The organism is Methylophilus sp. Leaf414 (assembly GCF_001425425.1).
Taxonomy (GTDB): domain Bacteria; phylum Pseudomonadota; class Gammaproteobacteria; order Burkholderiales; family Methylophilaceae; genus Methylophilus.
Genome location: NZ_LMQQ01000002.1, coordinates 14,657 through 35,907 on the forward strand (window position 1 = coordinate 14,657; position 21,251 = coordinate 35,907).

At 47.3% G+C, this 21,251-nt stretch carries 18 protein-coding genes; 7 read left to right on the plus strand and 11 right to left on the minus strand.

Annotated features, from left to right (window positions below; all coding sequences use genetic code 11):
* Positions 1-5: 5 nt before the first annotated feature.
* Complete coding sequence (locus ASG24_RS04565; RefSeq protein ID WP_055868514.1) at positions 6-1,406, minus strand: MFS transporter; 1,401 nt, start codon at positions 1,404-1,406, stop codon at positions 6-8.
* A gap of 99 nt (positions 1,407-1,505) precedes the next feature.
* Here ASG24_RS04565 and uvrA point away from each other — a divergent pair, with 99 nt between their 5' ends.
* Positions 1,506-4,340, plus strand: coding sequence for an excinuclease ABC subunit UvrA (uvrA, locus tag ASG24_RS04570; RefSeq protein ID WP_055830842.1), 2,835 nt, complete (start codon positions 1,506-1,508; stop codon positions 4,338-4,340).
* A gap of 130 nt (positions 4,341-4,470) precedes the next feature.
* Here the strand turns inward: uvrA and mtgA are convergent, their stop codons facing one another.
* The 3 genes from mtgA to ASG24_RS04585 are packed head-to-tail and all read right to left on the minus strand — an operon-like array spanning position 4,471 to position 6,506.
* Positions 4,471-5,157, minus strand: a complete 687-nt coding sequence (mtgA, locus tag ASG24_RS04575; protein WP_055868519.1) for a monofunctional biosynthetic peptidoglycan transglycosylase — start codon at positions 5,155-5,157, stop codon at positions 4,471-4,473.
* Positions 5,158-5,182: 25 nt separating this feature from the next.
* Positions 5,183-6,007, minus strand: a complete 825-nt coding sequence (aroE, locus tag ASG24_RS04580; RefSeq protein ID WP_055868521.1) for a shikimate dehydrogenase — start codon at positions 6,005-6,007, stop codon at positions 5,183-5,185.
* Between the two features lie 49 nt (positions 6,008-6,056).
* Complete coding sequence (locus ASG24_RS04585) at positions 6,057-6,506, minus strand: rhodanese-like domain-containing protein (protein WP_082488011.1); 450 nt, start codon at positions 6,504-6,506, stop codon at positions 6,057-6,059.
* A 353-nt stretch (positions 6,507-6,859) separates the two neighbouring features.
* Here ASG24_RS04585 and glnA point away from each other — a divergent pair, with 353 nt between their 5' ends.
* From glnA to ntrC, 4 genes are all read left to right on the plus strand, one after another.
* Positions 6,860-8,269 (plus strand): type I glutamate--ammonia ligase, encoded by a 1,410-nt coding sequence (gene glnA, locus ASG24_RS04590; RefSeq protein WP_055830835.1) that lies wholly within the window; start codon positions 6,860-6,862, stop codon positions 8,267-8,269.
* 124 nt (positions 8,270-8,393) lie between these two features.
* Positions 8,394-8,885: a DUF4124 domain-containing protein gene (locus ASG24_RS04595; protein ID WP_055868526.1), complete on the plus strand. Its 492-nt coding sequence runs from the start codon at positions 8,394-8,396 to the stop codon at positions 8,883-8,885.
* A 122-nt stretch (positions 8,886-9,007) separates the two neighbouring features.
* Entirely contained in the window at positions 9,008-10,102 is a 1,095-nt protein-coding gene (gene glnL / locus ASG24_RS04600; RefSeq protein WP_055868529.1) for a nitrogen regulation protein NR(II), read from the plus strand.
* 82 nt (positions 10,103-10,184) lie between these two features.
* Positions 10,185-11,576: a nitrogen regulation protein NR(I) gene (ntrC, locus tag ASG24_RS04605; RefSeq protein WP_055868532.1), complete on the plus strand. Its 1,392-nt coding sequence runs from the start codon at positions 10,185-10,187 to the stop codon at positions 11,574-11,576.
* A 3-nt stretch (positions 11,577-11,579) separates the two neighbouring features.
* Here the strand turns inward: ntrC and ASG24_RS04610 are convergent, their stop codons facing one another.
* Complete coding sequence (locus ASG24_RS04610) at positions 11,580-12,254, minus strand: DUF6445 family protein (protein ID WP_055868534.1); 675 nt, start codon at positions 12,252-12,254, stop codon at positions 11,580-11,582.
* A 114-nt stretch (positions 12,255-12,368) separates the two neighbouring features.
* A complete protein-coding gene (locus tag ASG24_RS04615) occupies positions 12,369-13,586 on the minus strand; it encodes a porin (protein WP_055868537.1) in 1,218 nt (405 codons plus the stop codon).
* Between the two features lie 370 nt (positions 13,587-13,956).
* Here ASG24_RS04615 and ASG24_RS04620 point away from each other — a divergent pair, with 370 nt between their 5' ends.
* Positions 13,957-14,442, plus strand: a complete 486-nt coding sequence (locus ASG24_RS04620) for a hypothetical protein (RefSeq protein ID WP_055868541.1) — start codon at positions 13,957-13,959, stop codon at positions 14,440-14,442.
* A gap of 1 nt (position 14,443) precedes the next feature.
* Here the strand turns inward: ASG24_RS04620 and mutY are convergent, their stop codons facing one another.
* From mutY to ASG24_RS04645, 5 genes are all read right to left on the minus strand, one after another.
* Positions 14,444-15,487, minus strand: a complete 1,044-nt coding sequence (mutY, locus tag ASG24_RS04625; protein WP_055868543.1) for an A/G-specific adenine glycosylase — start codon at positions 15,485-15,487, stop codon at positions 14,444-14,446.
* Position 15,488: 1 nt separating this feature from the next.
* A complete protein-coding gene (locus tag ASG24_RS04630) occupies positions 15,489-18,230 on the minus strand; it encodes an AsmA family protein (RefSeq protein WP_055868545.1) in 2,742 nt (913 codons plus the stop codon).
* A gap of 31 nt (positions 18,231-18,261) precedes the next feature.
* Complete coding sequence (locus tag ASG24_RS04635; RefSeq protein WP_055868547.1) at positions 18,262-19,065, minus strand: undecaprenyl-diphosphate phosphatase; 804 nt, start codon at positions 19,063-19,065, stop codon at positions 18,262-18,264.
* Positions 19,066-19,347: 282 nt separating this feature from the next.
* Positions 19,348-20,358, minus strand: a complete 1,011-nt coding sequence (locus ASG24_RS04640) for a CDP-6-deoxy-delta-3,4-glucoseen reductase (RefSeq protein ID WP_055830817.1) — start codon at positions 20,356-20,358, stop codon at positions 19,348-19,350.
* A 49-nt stretch (positions 20,359-20,407) separates the two neighbouring features.
* A complete protein-coding gene (locus tag ASG24_RS04645) occupies positions 20,408-20,857 on the minus strand; it encodes an FxsA family protein (protein WP_055868549.1) in 450 nt (149 codons plus the stop codon).
* 29 nt (positions 20,858-20,886) lie between these two features.
* On the opposite strand from ASG24_RS04645, the gene cutA reads away from it, so the two are divergent.
* Complete coding sequence (gene cutA, locus ASG24_RS04650; RefSeq protein WP_055868551.1) at positions 20,887-21,216, plus strand: divalent-cation tolerance protein CutA; 330 nt, start codon at positions 20,887-20,889, stop codon at positions 21,214-21,216.
* Positions 21,217-21,251 lie beyond the last annotated feature (35 nt).

A 21,251-nucleotide genomic window follows, 5' to 3' on the forward strand; every position in this document is an offset into this window, starting at 1 on the left:
AACGACTAGCTCCCTATTCTGTTCATGATTGCTTGCGACAATGCCGCCTGAAATTCTTTACTGCGCTGATTCTCTAACTTTACCATGAGCATCGTCTCCGAGGGAATGGCGACCGCCTCGAAAACGCCTTCCATGGCGCGGACATCCTGAGCCAGTTTCGCTGCCTGACTATCGTTATATCCTTGAATATTAAACATTTTTGTTTTGACGCTGGGCGGAGGCTGCATGCCCAGCGCTAATCCCAGCCATACCAGCATGGCGATTGCGCAGAGTAAAAATACCGCACTACCTGCACTGTTGCCAAAATAATTGGATAAGCAACCACCCATAGCTGCGCCTAAAAACATACCGAATGATTGCGCGGTATTATGCACGCCCATGGCTGTACCTTTGGCAGCCACCGGTGCCATTTTGGAGATTAGCGAAGGCAGGGTGGCTTCAAGAATATTGAATGCCAGAAAATAACTGAATAGGGCAAGTACGATACCGGTCAAAGAATCCAGGCTGAAAATAAACGCAATCTGGGTCAGCATCATCAATGCCACCGCGCTGACAAACACAGGTTTCAGCTTGGCTTTTTTTTCTGCGTAGATAATGACCGGCACCATCAACAAGAAAGAAACAATCAGCACCGGCAAATAAATTTTCCAGTGCAGGTTCTCATTCATCCCGGTGCTATGCTTGATCGCGAAAGGCACCACCATAAACATGGCCATTTGCGCGCCATGCAGGCAAAAAGTACCAAAATTCAAACGCAGTAATTGCTTATCTTTAAGTACTTCACGCATTCTGGCCGGGACTGCTTGTGCATCTGAATGTACATGCGCATTGACCGGTGTCGGCACGCCAAATTTGACTACAGCAATTGCGACAATCGATAAAGCCGCCATCAACCAGAACATTCCCGGCACGCCGATATACTGGTTAAGCACTGGCCCAAGCACTAACGAAACCGCAAATGTTAAACCTATGGTGGCTCCTATCATGGCCATCGCCTGGGTTCTGTGTTCTTCACGGGTAGAGTCGGCCACCAGTGCAGTGATAACGGCAGAAATTGCCCCGGCGCCCTGAATGGCGCGCCCCAGGATCACCATGTAAATATCGGTAGCGGTTGCTGCGCAGATACTGCCAATCGCAAACAATATCAAGCCAACATAAATCAGCTTTTTACGGCCCAGACGGTCAGAGGCGATGCCAAACGGTAGCTGGAAAATCACCTGCATAAATCCGTAAGCGCCAAGTGCCAGGCCGATCAGGGTATGGTTACTGCCGCCTTCGAGCTTTTCGGCATAGATAGCGAAAATTGGCAGGATTAAAAACATGCCGAGCATGCGTAAGCCGTAGATGGAAGCGAGAGCAATCGTTGCACGCGTTTCCAACTGGTTCATTTTTTCAGAGAACTGCATGGACAATAGTAATAAGAACGTTGGCGCCAGAAGAAACTTTGGCTAAATTCAGAATAATTGCGTATATTATCAGGTTGGCTGTCTGTTCGTGAAAGTATCATGGAATTTATCAAAATTCGCGGGGCGCGCACCCACAATCTGAAGAACATCAATCTGGATATTCCACGCAACCAGCTTGTGGTTGTCACCGGCCTCTCCGGCTCAGGAAAATCCTCACTGGCCTTCGATACCTTGTATGCGGAGGGCCAGCGCCGCTATGTAGAAAGCCTGTCGGCTTATGCACGCCAGTTTCTGGCGCGGATGGACAAGCCGGATGTTGACCTGATTGAAGGTTTGTCTCCTGCGATTTCCATCGAACAAAAATCCACTTCACATAACCCGCGTTCAACGGTAGGCACTGTCACTGAAATTCATGACTACTTGCGCTTGCTGTATGCCCGCGCCGGTGATCCTGAATGCCCGGACCACCATATTAAATTAGAGTCTCAAACTGTCAGCCAGATGGTGGATAGCACGCTCAAGTTGCCAGAAGATACCAAGCTCATGATCCTGGCACCTGTCGTTGCCAACCGCAAAGGTGAACAGCTGGATTTGTTTGACATGCTGAAAGCGCAAGGCTTTGTACGCCTGCGTATTGACGGCAAAGTCTATGAAATGGACGAACTGCCGCAATTAGCCAAAACCACCAAGCATAGTGTGGACGTGGTGGTTGACCGCCTCAAGGTGCGGCAAGACATGAAGCAGCGTATTGCAGAATCGTTCGAAACTGCGCTACGCCTGGCTGATGGCAAAGCAATTGCGCTGGAAATCGATACCGAGAAAGAACATCTGTTTTCAGCCAAGTTTTCCTGCCCGGTGTGTGACTATTCACTGGCTGAACTGGAGCCGCGTTTATTCAGCTTTAATAATCCGATGGGCGCTTGCCCGAAATGCGATGGCTTGGGTAACGTGACTTTCTTTGACCCAAAACGTGTGGTGGCTTTTCCGCATTTATCCCTGGCCAGCGGCGCCATCAAAGGCTGGGACAAACGTAACCAGTTTTACTTCCAGATGCTGGCCAGCCTCAGTCAGCATTATGACTTTGACCTGGAAGCGCCATTTGAAAATTTACCTGAAGAAATTCAGCAAACTTTGTTGTTTGGTTCCGGCCGTGAACAGATTACCTTCAAGTACCTGAACGAACGCGGTACTTTCTTCAGCAAATCACATACTTTCGAAGGCATTATCAATAACCTTCAGCGCCGCTATCGCGAAAGCGATTCCACTGCGGTGCGTGATGAGCTGGCCAAATATATCAATGCCACAGTTTGCCCCGAATGCCACGGCACCCGCTTGCGCAGAGAAGCCCGTCACGTCAAAGTAGGCGATAGAAATATCCACCAGATTTGCGAAGTGCCGCTTAAACAGGCGCTCAACTTTTTTGAAACCCTGCAACTCAATGGCCAGAAACTGGCGATTGCAGAAAAAATCGTCAAGGAAATTGAAAGCCGCCTGAAATTCCTGACCAATGTCGGCCTGGAATATCTGTCGCTTTCACGTTCTGCGGAAACACTGTCTGGTGGCGAGGCGCAGCGTATTCGCTTGGCTTCACAAATCGGCAGCGGCCTTACCGGCGTGATGTATGTACTCGATGAGCCATCCATTGGCCTGCACCAACGTGATAATGACCGCTTGCTGGAAACCCTGAAACGTTTACGTGATTTGGGTAATAGCGTGATTGTGGTAGAGCATGACCAGGACGCCATTCTGCTGGCCGATTTTATTGTCGATATCGGTCCAGGCGCAGGCGAACATGGCGGCAGGATTGTTTCTTCAGGCACCGCAGCCGAGATTCAGGCTGACCCTAATTCTTTGACCGGGCAATATATCAGCGGCAAAAAGAAAATCCAGTTTAAGTTGCCACGTACGCAACCTGACCCGGAACGCATGGTTAAACTGAATGGCACCACAGGCAATAACCTGAAAAATGTCAGTATCGAAATACCAGTGGGTCTGCTTACCTGCGTGACAGGTGTGTCCGGTAGCGGTAAATCAACCTTGATTAACGATACGCTTTACCGTGCGGTCGCCGCGCATTTATATGGCAGTACTACCGAACCGGCGCCTTATCAAGACATCGAAGGCATGGAATTTTTCGACAAAGTTGTCGATGTTGATCAAAGCCCGATTGGCCGTACGCCGCGTTCAAACCCGGCGACTTATACCGGCTTATTCACACCTATCCGAGACCTGTTTGCCAGCGTGCCGGAAAGCCGGGCACGTGGCTATGGCCCAGGACGTTATTCTTTTAACGTTAAAGGGGGCCGCTGTGAGGCTTGCCAGGGCGACGGCGTTTTACGCGTGGAAATGCACTTCTTGCCGGATGTGTATGTACCTTGTGATGTATGTAAAGGCCACCGTTACAACCGCGAGACGCTGGAAATCCAGTTCAAAGGCAAGAATATCCGTGAAGTACTGGAAATGACAGTTGAGCAGGCGCATGACTTTTTCAATGCGCAGCCGGTGATTGCGCGGAAACTCAAAACCCTGCTGGACGTTGGCTTGGGTTACATCACTTTGGGTCAGTCAGCGACAACTTTGTCTGGCGGCGAAGCCCAACGGGTGAAACTGGCACTGGAGTTGAGCAAACGAGACACCGGCCGTACCTTATATATCCTTGATGAACCAACCACTGGCCTGCACTTTGCGGATATCCAGTTATTGCTGGACGTCATTCACCGCTTGCGCGATGCCGGTAATACGGTAGTCATCATTGAACACAACCTGGATGTGATTAAAACAGCAGACTGGCTGATTGATATGGGCCCGGAAGGGGGCGATGGCGGTGGTATGGTTGTTGGCGTGGGCACGCCTGAGACACTGGCAAAAAATACGGCCAGTTATACTGGCCGTTACCTCACACCCTTGTTGGAACATCTCGCTGTAAAGGGCTAAGGTCAACATGCAACCTTTCCCCTGCAGTGCTTGCACTGACTGCGGATGTGGTTTGTGCCACATACAAATAGTTCTGCTATGGATTCTAGGCGTATTGCCTGCGATTGATTGCTTAAATAAAGCCTGAAAGTCAGGGCACTTTCACCAATCGCATGCGGGCCTGTATGGTGGCGGCATGGCGGTTTAAAAAGCGTGTGCTGCGGTGATTATCATAAAAGCGTGGATTGGGGATCATGGCTGCCAACCGTGCAGCTTCACTCGGGCCAAGTGCTTTGGCGTTGCTGTGAAAGTAATGTTTTGCCGCCGCTTCCGCGCCAAACACACCATCACCCCACTCAATGACATTCAGGTAGATTTCCAGGATACGGCGTTTGCTCATCAGGTTTTCGAGCATAAAGGTAATGATGGCTTCCTGCACTTTGCGCCAGGGTGTACGGTGCCCGGACAAAAACAGATTCTTTGCCAATTGCTGGCTGATGGTTGAGCCGCCAGCCACAATCCTGCCTTTTTTAAGGTTTTTTTCAAACGCAGTTTCTATCCCGTTCCAGTCGAAACCCTGGTGCTCTATAAACTTGCTATCTTCAGCTGCAATCACCGCACGTTTTAAATGCGAACTCATCCTGGCATAAGGCACCCATTTTTGTTGCAACCGGGCTTCAGGTTTGGCTTCCTGCATGGCCTCTAACCTGGCTTCCATAAAGGCCGTTGATTCAGGATTATGATCAACCCACCATAATATATGTGCGAGTACCCATATTTGATAAAGCACTACCCATAACAACAGAATGCCGAAAAACAGTTTGAGGGTTTGCTTCATGGCGTTAACGTTTATTTTTAACTAGTCAGTATTGTCTGAATGATTGAATCACGGGTGCAGTATCCGGACGTAAGCCATGCCAGATATAAAAGGCTTCGGCGGCTTGCTCTATCAGCATACCCAGGCCATCACAGACTTGTGCTTTAGCTGCGCGGGCTTGCTGCATAAAAGGTGTTTCACGGCCATACATCATGTCATAAGCCAAGGTGTGATGCGCAAAAATCGTATCCTTTAGTGGCAATGCCTCTGCCTGCAAACCGGCCGAAGTCGCGTTGATCACAATGTCATAATTTTCAGCTAAATCATCAAACGTTTGCACTGCCAACTTTGCCTGATTCAATTGCGCATCAGCTTCAAATCGCTGCACCATGGTCTGTGCTTTATCCAGGCTGCGATTAGCTACCGTCAGCTGCGCCGGCTTCTGCGCCAATAACGGCAATATCACCCCTTGAGCCGCACCGCCAGCGCCTAGCAGCAAAATCTTTTGCCCATTAATGTTACGTTGCCAGTGCTTGAGAATATCGTTTACCAAACCACAACCATCGGTATTATCGCCAATGATTTGCTCGTGTTTAAAACTTAACGTATTTACTGCGCCAGCAGCGGTTGCCCGGTCTGAGAGCACGTGACTGGCTTCAAACGCCTCAAACTTGAACGGCACAGTGATATTGGCACCGCGGTAACCCTCTGAAAGCAGGCGGCTCACCGTTTCGCAGAATCCATCCAGCGGTGACAGCAGCTTTTCGTAACTAATGGATTTATCGAATTGGCTGGCAAAAGCCTGATGTATTAAAGGCGATTTGCTATGCTCGATTGGATGCCCAATCACTGCGAATTTTTCGGTGGACATACGTTAAAGATTTGATAAGGTCGATTGATTTGGCTTATACGCTATTTAATTAGTTATTCCACGGTAAACCTGCGTGTTTCCAGCCGTTTATCAGTGTGCGCTGCTTGAGTTCGTTAGCTTCGCCTTCAAACCCTTCCAGCATATTGTATGCATTGCCATATCCCAACTGCTGTGCCAATAGTGCAGCGTTATGGCTACGTCCACCAGTACGACACATAAAAATAACGGTACTATTTTTGTCTACTTGTGTTTGCAACTGAGCTGCAAAATCAGGGTTTGGCACCATCCCCGGGTAAGAAGCCCACTCAATATGTTTAGCTAGCGGCACACGGCCAACCAATTCGAGTTCTGCACGCGATCTTACATCCACCAGCACGACGCCTTTGCCTTGATCAATCAATGTATATGCTTCTTGTGGGGTTAACGCACCTGCGTAAGGCAGGCTACTTTGCTTTCCTCGCGTATTGCCGTTACTTAAAATATCATCCAAATTACTCACGGTACCACCTTTAGTTTTGATCATTATTTACTAAAGTGAAGAGTATACCTTTAAAGCCAGAGCTTTCTCTAATGCACCACTTTTGTGCTCAATTTGTTGCAATGCACACAAATGGTGCTAACGGTTTTTACTATTTTATGCAGGTTACCTGTAAACCACGTAAAATGCATATTTTTGGGTGGCATGCTTCCTGCTAATATTACACTCTAAGATTTAGCGGGATTCAGTGTTAAGCAGAATTCCAAATCCATTATGAGTATTTGCCCACGTTTCGGGACATCCGCAACATGTCCCGTTTTTTGCGTGTACAACTTAAAAACCGGTTTTAGACCTTGATCATTGAGGAGAATGTAATGTCCGTTGCAAACGTAATGAAATTGGTTGCAGAAAACGACATCAAATTTGTCGATTTCCGTTTTACCGACACCAGAGGTAAAGAGCAGCACGTAACCGTGCCGGTTTCTCACTTCGACGAAGATAAATTTACTGAAGGCCATGCATTTGACGGTTCCTCCATCGCTGGATGGAAAGGCATTCAAGCTTCTGATATGCAACTGATGCCTGATGCAAGCACTGCATTCGTTGACCCGTTTTTTGACGAGCCAACATTAGTGCTGACCTGTGATGTTGTAGACCCTACCGATGGTAAAGGTTATGACCGTGACCCACGTAGCCTGGCCAAACGCGCTGAAGCATACTTGAAATCAAGCGGTCTGGGCGACACAGCCTATTTTGGTCCTGAACCAGAATTCTTTATCTTTGACAGCGTACAATGGGACGCCACCATGGGTGGTAGCTTCGTTAAAATCAATTCTGAAGAAGCAGCCTGGTCATCAGGTGAAAAATTCGAAGGCGGCAACACCGGCCACCGCCCGGGTGTTAAAGGCGGTTACTTCCCTGTGCCACCAGTCGATTCATTGCATGACATCCGCTCTGCCATGGTATTGACCCTGGAAGAGCTGGGCGTACCAGTTGAAGTGCACCACCATGAAGTAGCAACTGCCGGCCAATGTGAAATTGGTACCAAGTTTGCAACATTGACTCAACGTGCTGACTGGACGCAAATCCTGAAATACGTGGTTACCAACACTGCTCACGCTTACGGTAAAACAGCAACCTTTATGCCTAAACCAATGTTTGGCGATAACGGTTCTGGTATGCACGTGCACCAATCCGTATGGAAAGATGGCAAAAACCTGTTTGCAGGCAATGGCTATGCCGGTTTGAGCGATTTCGCCCTGTACTACATCGGTGGCATTATCAAACATGCGCGCGCATTGAATGCGATAACTAACCCAGGTACTAACTCATATAAACGCCTGGTGCCGCATTACGAAGCGCCGGTAAAACTGGCTTACTCAGCTAAAAACCGTTCTGCAGCGATCCGTATTCCATTCGTACATTCTGATAAAGCTCGCCGTGTTGAAGCGCGCTTCCCAGACCCGATTGCCAACCCGTACCTGGCTTTTTCAGCCCTGTTGATGGCGGGCCTTGATGGCGTTCAGAACAAGATTCACCCAGGTGAACCAGCGACTAAAGACTTGTACCATCTGCCACCAGAAGAAGATGCATTGATACCAACCGTATGTTCATCACTTGAACAAGCGCTTGAGTATCTGGATAAAGACCGCGAGTTCTTGACCCGTGGTGGCGTTTTCTCTGATGACTGGATTGATTCTTACATTGCATTGAAAATGGAAGAAGTGACCAAGTTACGTCAAACACCCCATCCTGTTGAGTTTGGTCTGTACTACTCCTGCTAATCGCAAGATGCGCACCAAAACAGGGCAGCTTCGGCTGCCCTGTTTTTTTATGGTTCTCTCAAGCGTCAACCATTCGAATTTCAGCTACGTTGATAAGCTATACAATCTACTCTAAACTATTGCCATGAAAAGACTTTTTTACTTTATCACCACCTTGTTGGCAGCTCACGCCAGTTTCGCTGATATTTACAAATTTACTGACAGCAATGGCGTAACCACCTATACCAATATCAAGCCTGAAGGTAAACAGAACCCTGAGTTAGTGATTAGCGGACCAAAAGAGACTGCACCTCCTGCAGTTACACCCCAAAAGAAGTCTACTGCCAAAACACCTACCCCTAGCAACTTTCCTAAAGTGGATAATCAGGTGCAGGCTCAACGCGATGCTAAACGTCGTGAAATTTTAATGACGGAATTAGATCAAGAAAAACAAGCACTTGAGAACGCAATGCAGCTTTATGAAGAGCAAAAAAACATCCCGGAAGTGTACAGAGCCGCGAACGGAAAAACCTTTAGGAATGTGGCTAAGTACGAAGAAAAATTACGCATTATTGAGGCTGAAATCCAGGCTCATCAACGTAATGTTGACTTGCTGAATAAAGAGCTTACGCACTAAATGCACCATTTTGGGAGTTTTTAATTTGGAATGAAATAAATCATATAGAATTGGCTTGGCTTTTGCTTTAAAACAGGGCGTCATCACTTACTTTAACAAGCTGATCATTAAAAGCTAAGGATATGGTTCAAATTTCTCCGAATGGGTTTAACGGGCTAGAGCATATTGCCACTGCGGTGATATTGCTGAATAACCAGCTCGAAGTAACCTATGCCAATTCAAGCGCAGAGATTTTATTCGCCTTTAGTGCCAACCAAATTCAAGGCCTGCATATCCACGACGTATTTGTGAATTGCGAAATCCTGCAAATGGCAGTTACCAATGCCATTCAAACGCAAGGACCTTTCCGCGAACACGAGTTCACTTTAACTACACAGCGTGGACATACCACTGCAGTCACTTGCACCGTAACGCCGATTTCAACCAATATTAACCAGACGTCTGAAGACATGCTGATTCTGGAATTTGTACAAATGGATCAGCAGTTACGCATCGCCCGGGAAGAACGCATGTTGATTCAGCAACAGGCCAATTCCGAACTGCTACGCAACCTGGCCCATGAAATCCGTAACCCTTTAGGTGGCCTGCGTGGCGCAGCGCAATTACTTGAATTTGAATTGCCGCAACCCAGTCTGAAAGAATATACCCAGGTCATTATTAAAGAAGCTGACCGTCTGCATAGCCTGATGGATCGCTTATTGGTGCCGCATCGTGTGCCCAAATACGAGCCAACCAATATCCATGAAGTGCTTGAGCGCGTTCGTAGCCTGCTGCTGGCAGAATCTCCCAATAATATCAGAGTGATCCGCGACTACGACACCAGCTTGCCTGAACTGATTGGCGACCGCGAGAAGCTGATTCAGGCCGTACTAAACATTGCACGTAATGCAGCGCAAGCGATGCAGCAAAACCACACAAAAGATGCCAGCATTACGTTCCGCACGCGTGCAGAGCGTCAAATTACTCTGGCGCGAAAGCGTTACCGGGTCGGTATTCATCTGGAAATTATTGATAATGGTCCCGGCATTCCCGCTGATATTAAAGAACGTATTTTTTACCCGCTGGTATCTGGCAGGGAAGGGGGAACCGGTTTGGGATTAGCCTTGGCACAAACCTTTATTACCCAACACCACGGCATGATCGATTGTGATTCACAGCCGGGAAAAACTATTTTCCATATTCTATTGCCTATTGAAAGCACGTTATTTAAATCATAACCATGAGGTCTTTGCGTGAAGTCTCTTTCGGCATTTAACTCGAACTAATATTAATCAAACAGCAATTCTAAAGAGAAATACCATGAAGCCAATCTGGATCTTAGATGACGACAAATCAATCCGCTGGGTATTTGAGAAAGCCTTAGCCCGCACCGATTTTGAATTTAAAACCTTTTCATCACCTGCTGAAGCACTCAACGCCCTTAACCGTGAACAGCCCCAGGTGATCGTCAGCGATATCCGTATGCCGAATGGCTCTGGGCTGGATTTTTTATCAGAGGTTAAACAACGTTACCCTGAAATCCCGGTCATTATCATGACTGCATATTCAGACCTGGAGAGCGCGGTTGCAGCTTTCCAGGGCGGTGCCTTTGAGTATCTGGCAAAGCCTTTCGATGTTGACCAGGCAATCGAAATTATCAAACGTGCCGTTGATGAAAGCATGCGCCAGGCCGTGGAAAAAGTTGAAGATGATGAGCCTACACCTGAGATTATCGGGCAGGCACCTGCCATGCAGGAAGTCTTTCGTGCCATAGGCCGCCTAAGCCGCTCGCATTCTACAGTGCTGATTAATGGCGAATCCGGTAGCGGTAAAGAGCTGGTCGCCAGCGCCTTGCACAGACATAGCCCACGTGCAGATAAGCCCTTTATTGCCATTAACACCGCAGCGATCCCTAAAGACTTATTGGAGTCAGAACTATTCGGCCACGAACGCGGCGCATTTACCGGGGCTGCAGCCGCCAGGAGAGGGCGCTTTGAACAGGCAGACACCGGCACATTGTTTCTCGATGAAATCGGCGACATGCCGGCAGATTTGCAAACCAGGCTATTACGCGTGCTGTCAGATGGTCAATTCTATCGTGTAGGCGGCCATCAACCCATTAAGGTGAATGTACGCGTGATTGCCGCCACCCACCAGGATCTGGAAGAGCGGGTTAAACAAGGCTTGTTCAGGGAGGATCTGTTCCACCGCTTGAACGTCATCCGCTTGCGCTTGCCACCTCTACGTGAGCGTCGTGAGGATATTCCATTCCTGACGAAGCATTTCCTGGCACACAGTGCGCAGCAGTTAGGTGTTGAACCAAAGCAACTTTCACCCGCCGCACTTAAATACCTGATGTCAGTAAGCTGGAGCGGTAACGTACGTCAATTAGAGAACGTATGTCACTGGTTAACAGTCATGGCACCTGGGCAAAATGTAGATGTCAACGATTTGCCACCCGAATTGAAAGAAGACTCGAGCAAGCAAAATAGTGGCGGCTCCTGGCAAGAGGCTTTGGCGCAAGAAGTGACTGATGCACTCAACCGCGGAGAAACAAATATTCTGGATGCCAAAATCAAAGAGTTTGAACGTATCTTAATTACCCGTGCATTGGCACATACCGACGGTCGCCGTATAGAGGCAGCCAATCAGCTTGGCATGGGTCGTAACACGCTCACAAGGAAAATTCAGGAATTAGGGATTGATGACTAGTCATCAAATTTTGATTTGCTGACTACGCCAGATTGGAAAAGAACTGTGCTTTTGTGCATCAATGCTGCTAACAAAAAATACCTGTGCAAGACGAGAGTCTTTTAAGGTTTTCCCAAAGAACTTGTTGGCTGCATGATAATGCCGACCTTCATACAAAATCAACGTGTTATAAACATTATTAATCCGTACAATTTCATCAAACATGGAGTGATATCCGGTATCCATCGCGATGGTGCCAGCTGCAAACCGTTTATCATTTTCCTTAAGTGCTTTTTCATAAGCAGTCTGATCGAATTGCTTATTTCGTTTAAATAATGAGGTTCCTGAATCTAAAGGTGCATCAGGACTCAGATACAACACAGCAGCAAATACCGCATTGCCATCGGTATGGATTACTCCTCTGCCATAATCTTCACTCACACTTTGAAAGTTAGTGGAAATAGCCCATCGCATACGTTCATGGTCGGGATTATGAAATAGCGAAATTATCTTATTGCTGACCTGCTCAAATAAAGGTTTGTTGATTACGGATAAATCTTTAGTTCTCGCACCAGGGAAAACGTACGGTACATCTTTTAGCTGATGGCGATATTGATATTTTTGATTCAATGCAAATATGCGTACCGCATCCGGATTTTCATAAAAATTTTCTACAATTGTCACTGGATACAAATTCATAACTGATCATCACCAAATTAATTAAAGCTTTAAGACAAGGTAAAGATAAAAAAACGGCAACCGAAGTTGCCGTTTTTCTGACTTTTAATTTAAGCAGAATACTCTGCAATTAAACTAGAAGAACAAGATCGCGCCCAGAGACACAGTTTTAGCATTGCCTTCTACTGTTGTCGTACGGTTGTCATATTCACGCTCTGATTTAGAGAACTCTGCAACCAAATTCAAGTGCTTGGTCAGTGGGTGGTAAGCACCAACTGTCCACATACTGTCTTTGATTTCATCCAGAGCTAAATCAGCAGAATTGCCTTCTAATGTAGATTGGCCCCAGCTCACGCCAAGTTTTGTACCAACACCTGGCAATGCATAAGTAGCTTGAACATAGCCGCCTTTAGAATCACGACGGTTACCAGCAGCATCTAAACCACCAGCAAATTGGAATGTTTGACCAATACCTTTACCATCGTAGAAGTAGCCAGTCAAACCAAAGCCTGCCAAGTTAACTGTCGTACCAACATCCCATGCATATGCAGTTTCACTACCACCTACACCAGTTACACCAGCAATTCTTTGGCTAATAGCAGAAGCCCAAACTTTACCAGCTACATCACCTGTCCACTCGTAAGAAGCTTTACCTTCGTAAGCAGTTGCAGCACCTGAACGGTCTGTAGAACCAGCACCTGTAGCCGCTGCAGGAACGCCGGTATTTGTCGCGTTCCAACCTTGTGTGATACCAGCTGTGAATTGGAAACCATTCCAGTTTGGTGATGTGTAAGCAACTTGAGATTTCCAGTCAGCATACATGAAACCTGAACCGATACGGCCCAATGTTGTAGTGTTGCCAGCCAGTGAACCAGCACCGCCACCAACGCCCAACAATGTCATGTCGTTCAAGATAGCGTCTGAAGCGAAAATGCCCAGATCTTTACCCAGTTTGAAAGAACCCCAAGAAGCATCGCCGAATGTCAAGAATGCTTGACGGTTTTCTTGTTGTGAACCTTGAATACCAGAGTTGCTTGTTGAAGCACCTGGGTTAATGCTGATTGTGAAACCAACATCCAAATCGTTTTGACGTGTTTTACCAGAAACGCTCAGGTAGTTTGGCAGCAAACCAGTAGTGATATTGCTTTGTGAGCTAGCATCGCCAGCACCTAAACCCAAAGCAGCTGTACCAGCACCTGTATCGCCACCGAATTTAGTGTTTGTGTAGTAAGCGTTAACCACGCCACCGATGTCCAGAGTCCAGTCACCAGCTGGGATAACGATACCAGCTTGAGCGCCAGTAGCTGCAGCGAACAGAGCTGCTGCAACTGCAACGTTTAATTTTGTATTCATACGAATCTCCAAAAATGTTGTTTTTACAACTTGTGTAAGGATATTGCTTTTGGCCGGATTATTTAAAAAACACCCTGACCTCCAGTAACTCCCTCGGAATCGCTATGCATTTCCAAGAAGGTCAGTGCAATTTTTGCAAAATGCGCCTGTGTGGCGCAAGTGAATACGTCAAATTGCTTAGTCCAACTTTTGATTGTTGTAGATTTGCAACACATTTGCAGTGTCGATTCGCGGGATAAATTTAAACAGGCAGGGTTTTCTCAAGCTTTTTGCACTGCCTTAATAAAGGTGTTTCTGCTAGGATAGCGTTGGATTTAGCATTCTTTGTATGCCAATCATATCAATCATTATAATTATTTAGAGGTTCCTCATGATTTCCGATATTCAGTTATGTAGTCGTTTTATTGATACATTAGACTGGATCTGCCAAGTGCTGATCAGGCACGCTGATGACTTCAATATCGCCTTGGTAAAAATTGCCTATGGCGATGACAATAGTCTGGGAGAGGCTTACGGGGCACCTGAGGCGTTGCGTCAGCTTTCTTCGCTCACGCATGACTTGCAGAACTCGTTCAGGAAGTCTGACCTGGTGGGTCGTGAGGGCACTGATTTCTGGATCCTGTTTCCATACACACGCGTGACGGACAATATCCACGATAAATTACTGGATGTATTGCAGGGCTCCGCCCATAACAACCTGAACATCGTGGAGCGTGAAATCTCTATTTTCGAATTACCGGTGATTTATCAGAAGGCTAGCATTAAGCCAGAAGATGGGCTGGCATTACTTCATTACGTGAAAGCAAATCAATCTGAATTAGCCAGCCATGTATTCCGTCTGGCTAATGTTGAATAACTTAATATCGCGCTTGCTGCAGCGTTTTAATTAATGTTCGCACTGGCGCTGGTAAAGCAGCGTCAATCGCATCATTCATAGATAGCCACTGCATATTGGGTGGCAATGACGATCGTTTACCGCTCAGTTGCATTGGCTGCGGAGTAATTTCTAATCTGAAATGCGTAAAGGTATGCCAAAGCACCGGCAATACCTCTAGCGACTCCGCTTGCATGCCATATCTCTCTTCGACTTGTTGCACTGAAACCTGCGTTGGCACTATTTCAGGCAAACTCCACAATCCGCCCCATATACCCTGATTAGGTCGCTTCTCCAGTAATATCTCCCCGGCGTCCAGAATCATCAGCATAGTTGTCTGTTTTTCCGGAATTGCTTTACGCGGCTTTGATGCGGGTAATTGCAATACGCGTTGTTGTAAAAAAGCCTCACATTGATCCTGCATCGGGCAATCGGCACAGCGCGGTTTGCTTCGTTTACAGAACGTCGCCCCAAAATCCATTAAGCCTTGGATATATACAGGCAGCTCTTTTTCTGGCAATAAGCTTTCTGCCAGAGACCATAATTGCTTTTCTACCGCCGGCAGGCCTGGCCAGCCGTCAACCGCGTGTAATCGCGCTAGCACCCGTTTAACATTACCATCCAAAATAGTTTGTTGTTGCTGGAAGGCAAATACCGAAATAGCAGCCGCGGTCGAACGACCTATGCCTTTAAGGGTCTGTATCTGGTCAAAGTCTTGCGGAAATATCCCATTATGCTCACGCATAATGGTTTGTGCAGCATGGTGCAGATTGCGGGCACGGGAATAATAGCCTAGCCCGCTCCAGTGTTGCATCACATCATCCTGTGAAGCTTCTGCCAGGCTGGCAATGGTGGGGAACCGGGCCATAAAACGGCCATAGTAGCCAATCACTGCACTGACTTGGGTTTGCTGCAACATGATCTCTGAAACCCACACTGCGTAGGGATCACGCGTTTGCTGCCACGGCAAGTCATGCCGGCCATGCACTTGTTGCCAGGCGATCAGTTTTTCTGCGAAAAGACTCACGCTAGAAATTCAATAGCTTTTTCAAAGCTTTTTGCTTTGCATTATCTGCAGGCTTGGCTTCTTCATTATTGCTACCAGCGTCAGATTTAGCAGCGTCACCTTCAGCGCTTTTTTCACTGTTTTTTGATTTGCCATTTAACAAACCTTTTAAAGCATCGGCTTTATTTTCACCGCCAATGAGGGATTTCACTGCTCCAGCTTTATCGCCGCCCAGCTTATTGGTCAAAGCATCCAATGCTGCTGATTTAGCCAATGCCTGTCCAAGAGTCGCCATATCAATGCCAAACCTGGGCGCTGCAAATGTGCCGGTGACCTTCACAGGCACACCGACTCCGGAAAGCTGCTCGGCTTCTTTGCCGCCTTGCCCTTTAAGCGTGTTGACTAGCGTAGGCTTTGCCAGGTAATTAATCTGTTCTTTGCCAATATCAATATCGCCTTTGCTTTCGCCTTTAGGCAGGCGGAAGATAGGCGCCTTCATTGCCAGGTCGTCGTTATGCGCGACGCCATTCTTGATATTAAAAGTGGCGGTCAGCTCGCTAAAGTCAGTTTTTTTGGTTTGATCGGCTGCAGTATTCGCTTGGCCTTTGAGCAAATTAAGCTTGCCTTTGGCATCGCGTATCGTCCCTGCCAGGTCAAAACCCTTAACGGCGCCATCGGCCATGCGCAAATCAACCGAGCCGCCCAGCGACTTTTTTAATGCAGTCACCGTATTACCTTGCGCGGTGACATCCAGATTAACATTGCCGGTGCCGGACAACATATCATTATTAATCGTATCCACCAGCAGTGGGCCGACCGCGATGTTTTGCAGACTTTGCTTGATAGCGATGGCAGGCGTCGCACGCGCATCCACTTTCACACCGCCGCGCACAGTCCCCTGGTAAACGTCCACATTCAACGGGTCAAGACTCGCTAAGCCATCCTGGGCTTTCAAACCAATATTCAGGTTTTTAGCTTCAGTCTTGCCATATTTCAACCAGCCGATACGGATATTTCCCTGCGCATTTAGTGCTTTGAGAGCGGATAAATCCAGCGGTTGTTCTTCAGTACTTGCAGTTTTGGCGGCAGGTTTATTTTCAGCCGTGGCCGTTTGCGTTTGCTGTGGCAAATACCGGTTCAAATCCAGTTTGTCGATATTCAGGTCAAACGTATATAGCGGCTTGTTGAATTTGCTGATACTCACATTACCGTGAATACGTGAATCATCCAGTTTGACATCCAGGCCTTGCAACGCCAGTTTTTGTCCATCGGCTTTGATGCCCACATTCAATCCCGTTAGCGTGTATGGGCTGTAAATAATCTTGCCGATATTGATACTGCCATCCAGGAATAAGGTTTTTAATGCACTGAGGTCAGCTGGTTTACCAGGGTTGGCATCTGCTCTGGCAGCGGTTGTTTTAGATTCCGCTTTCTTGGCATTGTTATTACCCAATAAAGCATTCAGGTTTAAAGTATCCGCATGCACTTTAAAGCCGATATGCGGCGTTTTAAAACCCGCCACACTGACATCGCCATTTAGTTTGGTTTCGGCCAGGTTGAGGTTAAAAGTGGTTTTCACTTTCTCCTGCTTTACATTAGCGTTGGCTGAGAGCTTGAACTGGCCTTGCATGGCGCCATTGGGTAAGGCCGGGTCTTTTATATCAAACTTACCTGCCAGTGCCGGCACATCAAACACCATATCCGCCAGGTTTGCTTTCACTGGAGACTCAAAATGACCCTCAACTTTGCGGGCACCGGCGTTGACTTTCACATCAGCAGTAATTCCTTTACTCTCCACCGCCTGCTGGTTACCTTTTAATTCAGCGAGGATGATATCCATATTGATATCACCTTGTGCATCCTGCTGCTTAAGCGCCAGTATTACTTTTTCGCTGGAAATCTGCTTGGGGTTTACTGCCAGCGCAGGCGCCTGCAAACTGACATCGCGTTTGGCACCATTAAAATCACCCTGCATGGCCAGCTTCAAACCGGAAACATTCAGCGCGGTTTGCGCTGCGTCGATATCCACCGCACCCTGGGCTGTGACATTGACGTCTTTTCCATCCAGCAAAGCGCCTTTGATAGTGGCGTCCAGGCCTTTGACCACAAAATGTTTGGCTTCGGGGTCAACCATTACATTGGCTTTAATCTTTGCCAGTGCATCCACCACCGGCTGGTTGGCCACCAGATGGAAATCAGCCGACAAGTCAAACGGCGTTTTAAGCGCCACTTGCCCGGTGGTCAGGTTAAACTGGTCCACAGTGTATTTCGCACCACTAGCTTCATTAATGTAGCTGACTTGTGTATTGGTGACCTTAACGCCTTGCACGTCAAAATTAATCTGCTCTGACTCCTGCTCGTCTTTGCTCAGCAGATCATCGAAGTTGAAACTGCCATCGGCATGCTGGATAACATTGGCTTGCACACCGTCCAGATACACGGTATCCACCACAATTTCTTTTCTTAGCAGTGGCAAGACTGCAAGTGCCACTTTGGCGCCCTTGATTGCGGCAAACTGCTTATCTGACTGATGCTCGGATAAAGTAATTTCACCCAGGTCAGCCCCGATTTTAGGCCAAAAGCTTAGCTTTATATCACCTTTGATATCCAGGGTACGCTGCTTTTTATCTTTCACTAACTGGATCACGGTCGACTTGTAATCGTTAGGATCAAACGTCACCGCAAGATAAATTACCAACAGCAGTGCCACGCCAAAAATGGCGGCCACTGTATAGAGAATTTTTTTCAGAAGTGTATTTTTCATTCATTACACCTTAAGTGAATATGCAGCTTGATTAGTGTGCAAAAAACAACAAGATAAGGATGCCGAACACGATGCGATACCAGGCAAACACCGCGAAAGAATGCTGACTGACAAATTTAATCAGGGCGCGAATCACTACCAGCGCGGATAAGAACGCAGTGAAAAAGCCAATCAGGAAAATAAAGGCATCATCTAAAGACAACAAATCACGCGCCTTTAGTAAGTCATAACCAGTCGCCGCAAACATAATAGGCAGGGCAAGGAAGAAAGAAAACTCAGTAGCTGTTTGTCGACTCAGGCCAAAGCACATACCGCCAAGAATTGTCGCACCAGAACGTGACACCCCTGGGATCAGTGCCAGTGACTGGGCAAAACCAATCTGCAACGCCTGTTTTAAACTGATATGGTCAATATCTTGCACCTTGCCGGGTGGCACAAATTTTTCAATGATTAAAATCAATATACCGCCGACAATCAACGCAATACCGACAGTGAAGGATGAAAATAGAAATTCTTTGATTTGATGATGGAAAGCCAGGCCAAGGATGGCGGCGGGCAGGAAAGCGATAACCAGGTTACGCACCAGGTGTTGCGCGTCAGGATCGGTTTGAATACGTTGCACGGTGTGTATCAAGCGTTGCCGGAACTCGACACATACGGCAAGCACTGCGCCGAGCTGTATCATGATTTCAAACACATCCCGTTTATCTTTATCCAGAAAATTTAACCATTCACCTGCAATAATCAAATGTCCGGTGCTGCTAACAGGTATAAATTCGGTCGCGCCTTCGACCAGGCCCATGATGATGGCCTTCAGCATTAAGTAAATATCCATGGTTATATTCTAGCAGACAGAGCAAACTAGATTTAGTGTGTTGGAAAAATTAGGGTATTGGTTTGTTTGGATATGGCTTGGGATTGTATTCTTTGGGAAATGTTCAGTTTCTTTGTGTGATAAGAAATTGTGTGACGTACTAATTTCTTATCGACCTAGGCGACCGTCTTTCTGTTGATGATTTTTCTTTGAGCAAGCAAAGAAAAGTCACTTGCCTAGGGTCGAAAAGGTGAGATGTTTTTAGTGACCAAAACCTTCAATTGAAACAAAATCTCAGCCAGCTTATTTCGGCGCGAACGTAAACGCATCGCTGTAAAACTCTTCTTCCGGTAATCCTTGCGCAATAAAAGTCTCTTTAGCAATATCTACCATGCCTGGCGCCCCGCAGATATACACTTCAAAGCCACTCAAATCCGCATGGTCTTCAAGGACTGCTTGATGCACCAGCCCACGCCGGCCTTGCCAGTCATCGTCCGTTTCACTCTCTGAAATCACCGGGATATAAGTAATGTTTGGCATAAATTCCGCCCAACGCCGGCAGAGTTCATCCATATATAGATCAGTCACCTGGCGGGCACCACGATACAACAACACCGGCCGCCGGATACCCTGGTAAATCATATGCTCTATCATGCCTTTGATTGGGGCGAATCCAGTGCCACCGGCGACCATGATGATGGGTTTTTCATTTTGTTCACGTAAGAAAAAACTGCCCAGCGGTGCTTCAACACGCAATATGGTTTTTAATGGCATTTCGCTGAAAACCTGCTCAGTAAACTGGCCGCCTGCAATTTTGCGAATATGCAATTCAATGAAACCTGCTTCATGCGGGGCGTTAGCGATGGAAAAAGCACGACGGCGGCCGTCTTTGAGCAAAAATTCCAGGTACTGCCCTGCCATAAAGGTGAGTGGTTCAGTGGCTGGCAATTGCAGGTGCAACACCATGACATCGTCGGTTAGCTGCTCTTTTTTCTGAACGCGCACGGGTAAAATCCGTGGTTTGATTCCTTGCACCATATCAATCTGGCGGCATTCAATCACCAGGTCTTCCAATGGTCGCGCACAACAAAACAGCGCTTGCCCGCTGGCCAGCTCTTCATCGCTCATGGCACTGCCCTGATAGTCGTCATGAAAGACTTTTCCAGTAAGCACTTTGCCTTTGCAGGCTCCACAGGCGCCATTGCGGCAGCCATAAGGCATGTTGATGCCCGCCTCTATTGCGGCTTCCAGCACAGTTTGGCTTGGGCGCACTTCAAACGTGTGGCCGCTGTTTTCTATCAATACCCGGTTCATGGCTTATATTGTAGAGATTTTCTTGGTAAGGCTTGAAGTTTAGGATGACTTAATCTTTTTTTGGCAGATGCACGACGTTGTCTTTGGGTTTGGCTTCTTTGACTTCAGTATACTCACCTTCAATCGCCTCATCATTGGCGCTGGCTTGAAACCCAGTCTTATTTGATGTACTGCCAGAAGCAGCCTTATTCGCTGGCATGAACAATAACACGACGGCGATCACATCACTGATGACCCCGGGAATAAGCAAAAGCACACCGGCAAACATATTGCGAGCGGTTGAAAACATGGCTGAAATCGGGTTGCCACCAGCCGCTAGCTGTTGAAACATACGCGCTGCGATAAGGTTTTTTTCAGCACGTATCAATTGGAGGCCAAGAAAACCAATAATCAACAGGTAAGCGAGCACCCACCAACCATAGCGCTGACTAAGTTCAATCAGAACCGCTATCTCCAGAAACGGAAAAGCCAGTAAAATAGCAAAGATGATAAAACGCATGTCAGTAATCCTGTGGTGAATCAGCGCACATGACGCCAAAAGAGGAAATTATAATCGTGTTTACCCATGTGCCGGATATGGCATGCGCAGAAATCCTGGCGCATGCACTGGTTAGTGCACAGTTGGCGGCATGTGTGAATATTTCAAGCCCTGTCAAATCGGTTTACCGATGGCAGGGCCAAATCGAAACCGCAGATGAAGTAAAGCTGACGATTAAAACCACTCAGCAAGGCTATGCAGCAATGGCAGATAAAATTCGCGAATTGCATCCTTATGAACTTCCCGAGATTGTAGCTATCCATGTCAACGAGGGTTTGCCGGAATATCTGCGTTGGGTTGCGGCTGAAACGCTGGCATAAGGCCATGATTGATAGGTCATGGTTAATTAAGGTGC

What these genes read in the sequence shown, in the direction of transcription:
- ASG24_RS04565 (WP_055868514.1), bottom strand. Translation starts at nt 1,406, where the DNA reads ATGCAGTTCTCTGAAAAAATGAACCAGTTGGAAACGCGTGCAACGATT.
- uvrA (WP_055830842.1), top strand. Translation starts at nt 1,506, where the DNA reads ATGGAATTTATCAAAATTCGCGGGGCGCGCACCCACAATCTGAAGAAC.
- mtgA (WP_055868519.1), bottom strand. Translation starts at nt 5,157, where the DNA reads ATGAAGCAAACCCTCAAACTGTTTTTCGGCATTCTGTTGTTATGGGTA.
- aroE (WP_055868521.1), bottom strand. Translation starts at nt 6,007, where the DNA reads ATGTCCACCGAAAAATTCGCAGTGATTGGGCATCCAATCGAGCATAGC.
- glnA (WP_055830835.1), top strand. Translation starts at nt 6,860, where the DNA reads ATGTCCGTTGCAAACGTAATGAAATTGGTTGCAGAAAACGACATCAAA.
- ASG24_RS04595 (WP_055868526.1), top strand. Translation starts at nt 8,394, where the DNA reads ATGAAAAGACTTTTTTACTTTATCACCACCTTGTTGGCAGCTCACGCC.
- glnL (WP_055868529.1), top strand. Translation starts at nt 9,008, where the DNA reads ATGGTTCAAATTTCTCCGAATGGGTTTAACGGGCTAGAGCATATTGCC.
- ntrC (WP_055868532.1), top strand. Translation starts at nt 10,185, where the DNA reads ATGAAGCCAATCTGGATCTTAGATGACGACAAATCAATCCGCTGGGTA.
- ASG24_RS04610 (WP_055868534.1), bottom strand. Translation starts at nt 12,254, where the DNA reads ATGAATTTGTATCCAGTGACAATTGTAGAAAATTTTTATGAAAATCCG.
- ASG24_RS04615 (WP_055868537.1), bottom strand. Translation starts at nt 13,586, where the DNA reads ATGAATACAAAATTAAACGTTGCAGTTGCAGCAGCTCTGTTCGCTGCA.
- ASG24_RS04620 (WP_055868541.1), top strand. Translation starts at nt 13,957, where the DNA reads ATGATTTCCGATATTCAGTTATGTAGTCGTTTTATTGATACATTAGAC.
- ASG24_RS04630 (WP_055868545.1), bottom strand. Translation starts at nt 18,230, where the DNA reads ATGAAAAATACACTTCTGAAAAAAATTCTCTATACAGTGGCCGCCATT.
- ASG24_RS04635 (WP_055868547.1), bottom strand. Translation starts at nt 19,065, where the DNA reads ATGGATATTTACTTAATGCTGAAGGCCATCATCATGGGCCTGGTCGAA.
- ASG24_RS04640 (WP_055830817.1), bottom strand. Translation starts at nt 20,358, where the DNA reads ATGAACCGGGTATTGATAGAAAACAGCGGCCACACGTTTGAAGTGCGC.
- ASG24_RS04645 (WP_055868549.1), bottom strand. Translation starts at nt 20,857, where the DNA reads ATGCGTTTTATCATCTTTGCTATTTTACTGGCTTTTCCGTTTCTGGAG.
- cutA (WP_055868551.1), top strand. Translation starts at nt 20,887, where the DNA reads ATGACGCCAAAAGAGGAAATTATAATCGTGTTTACCCATGTGCCGGAT.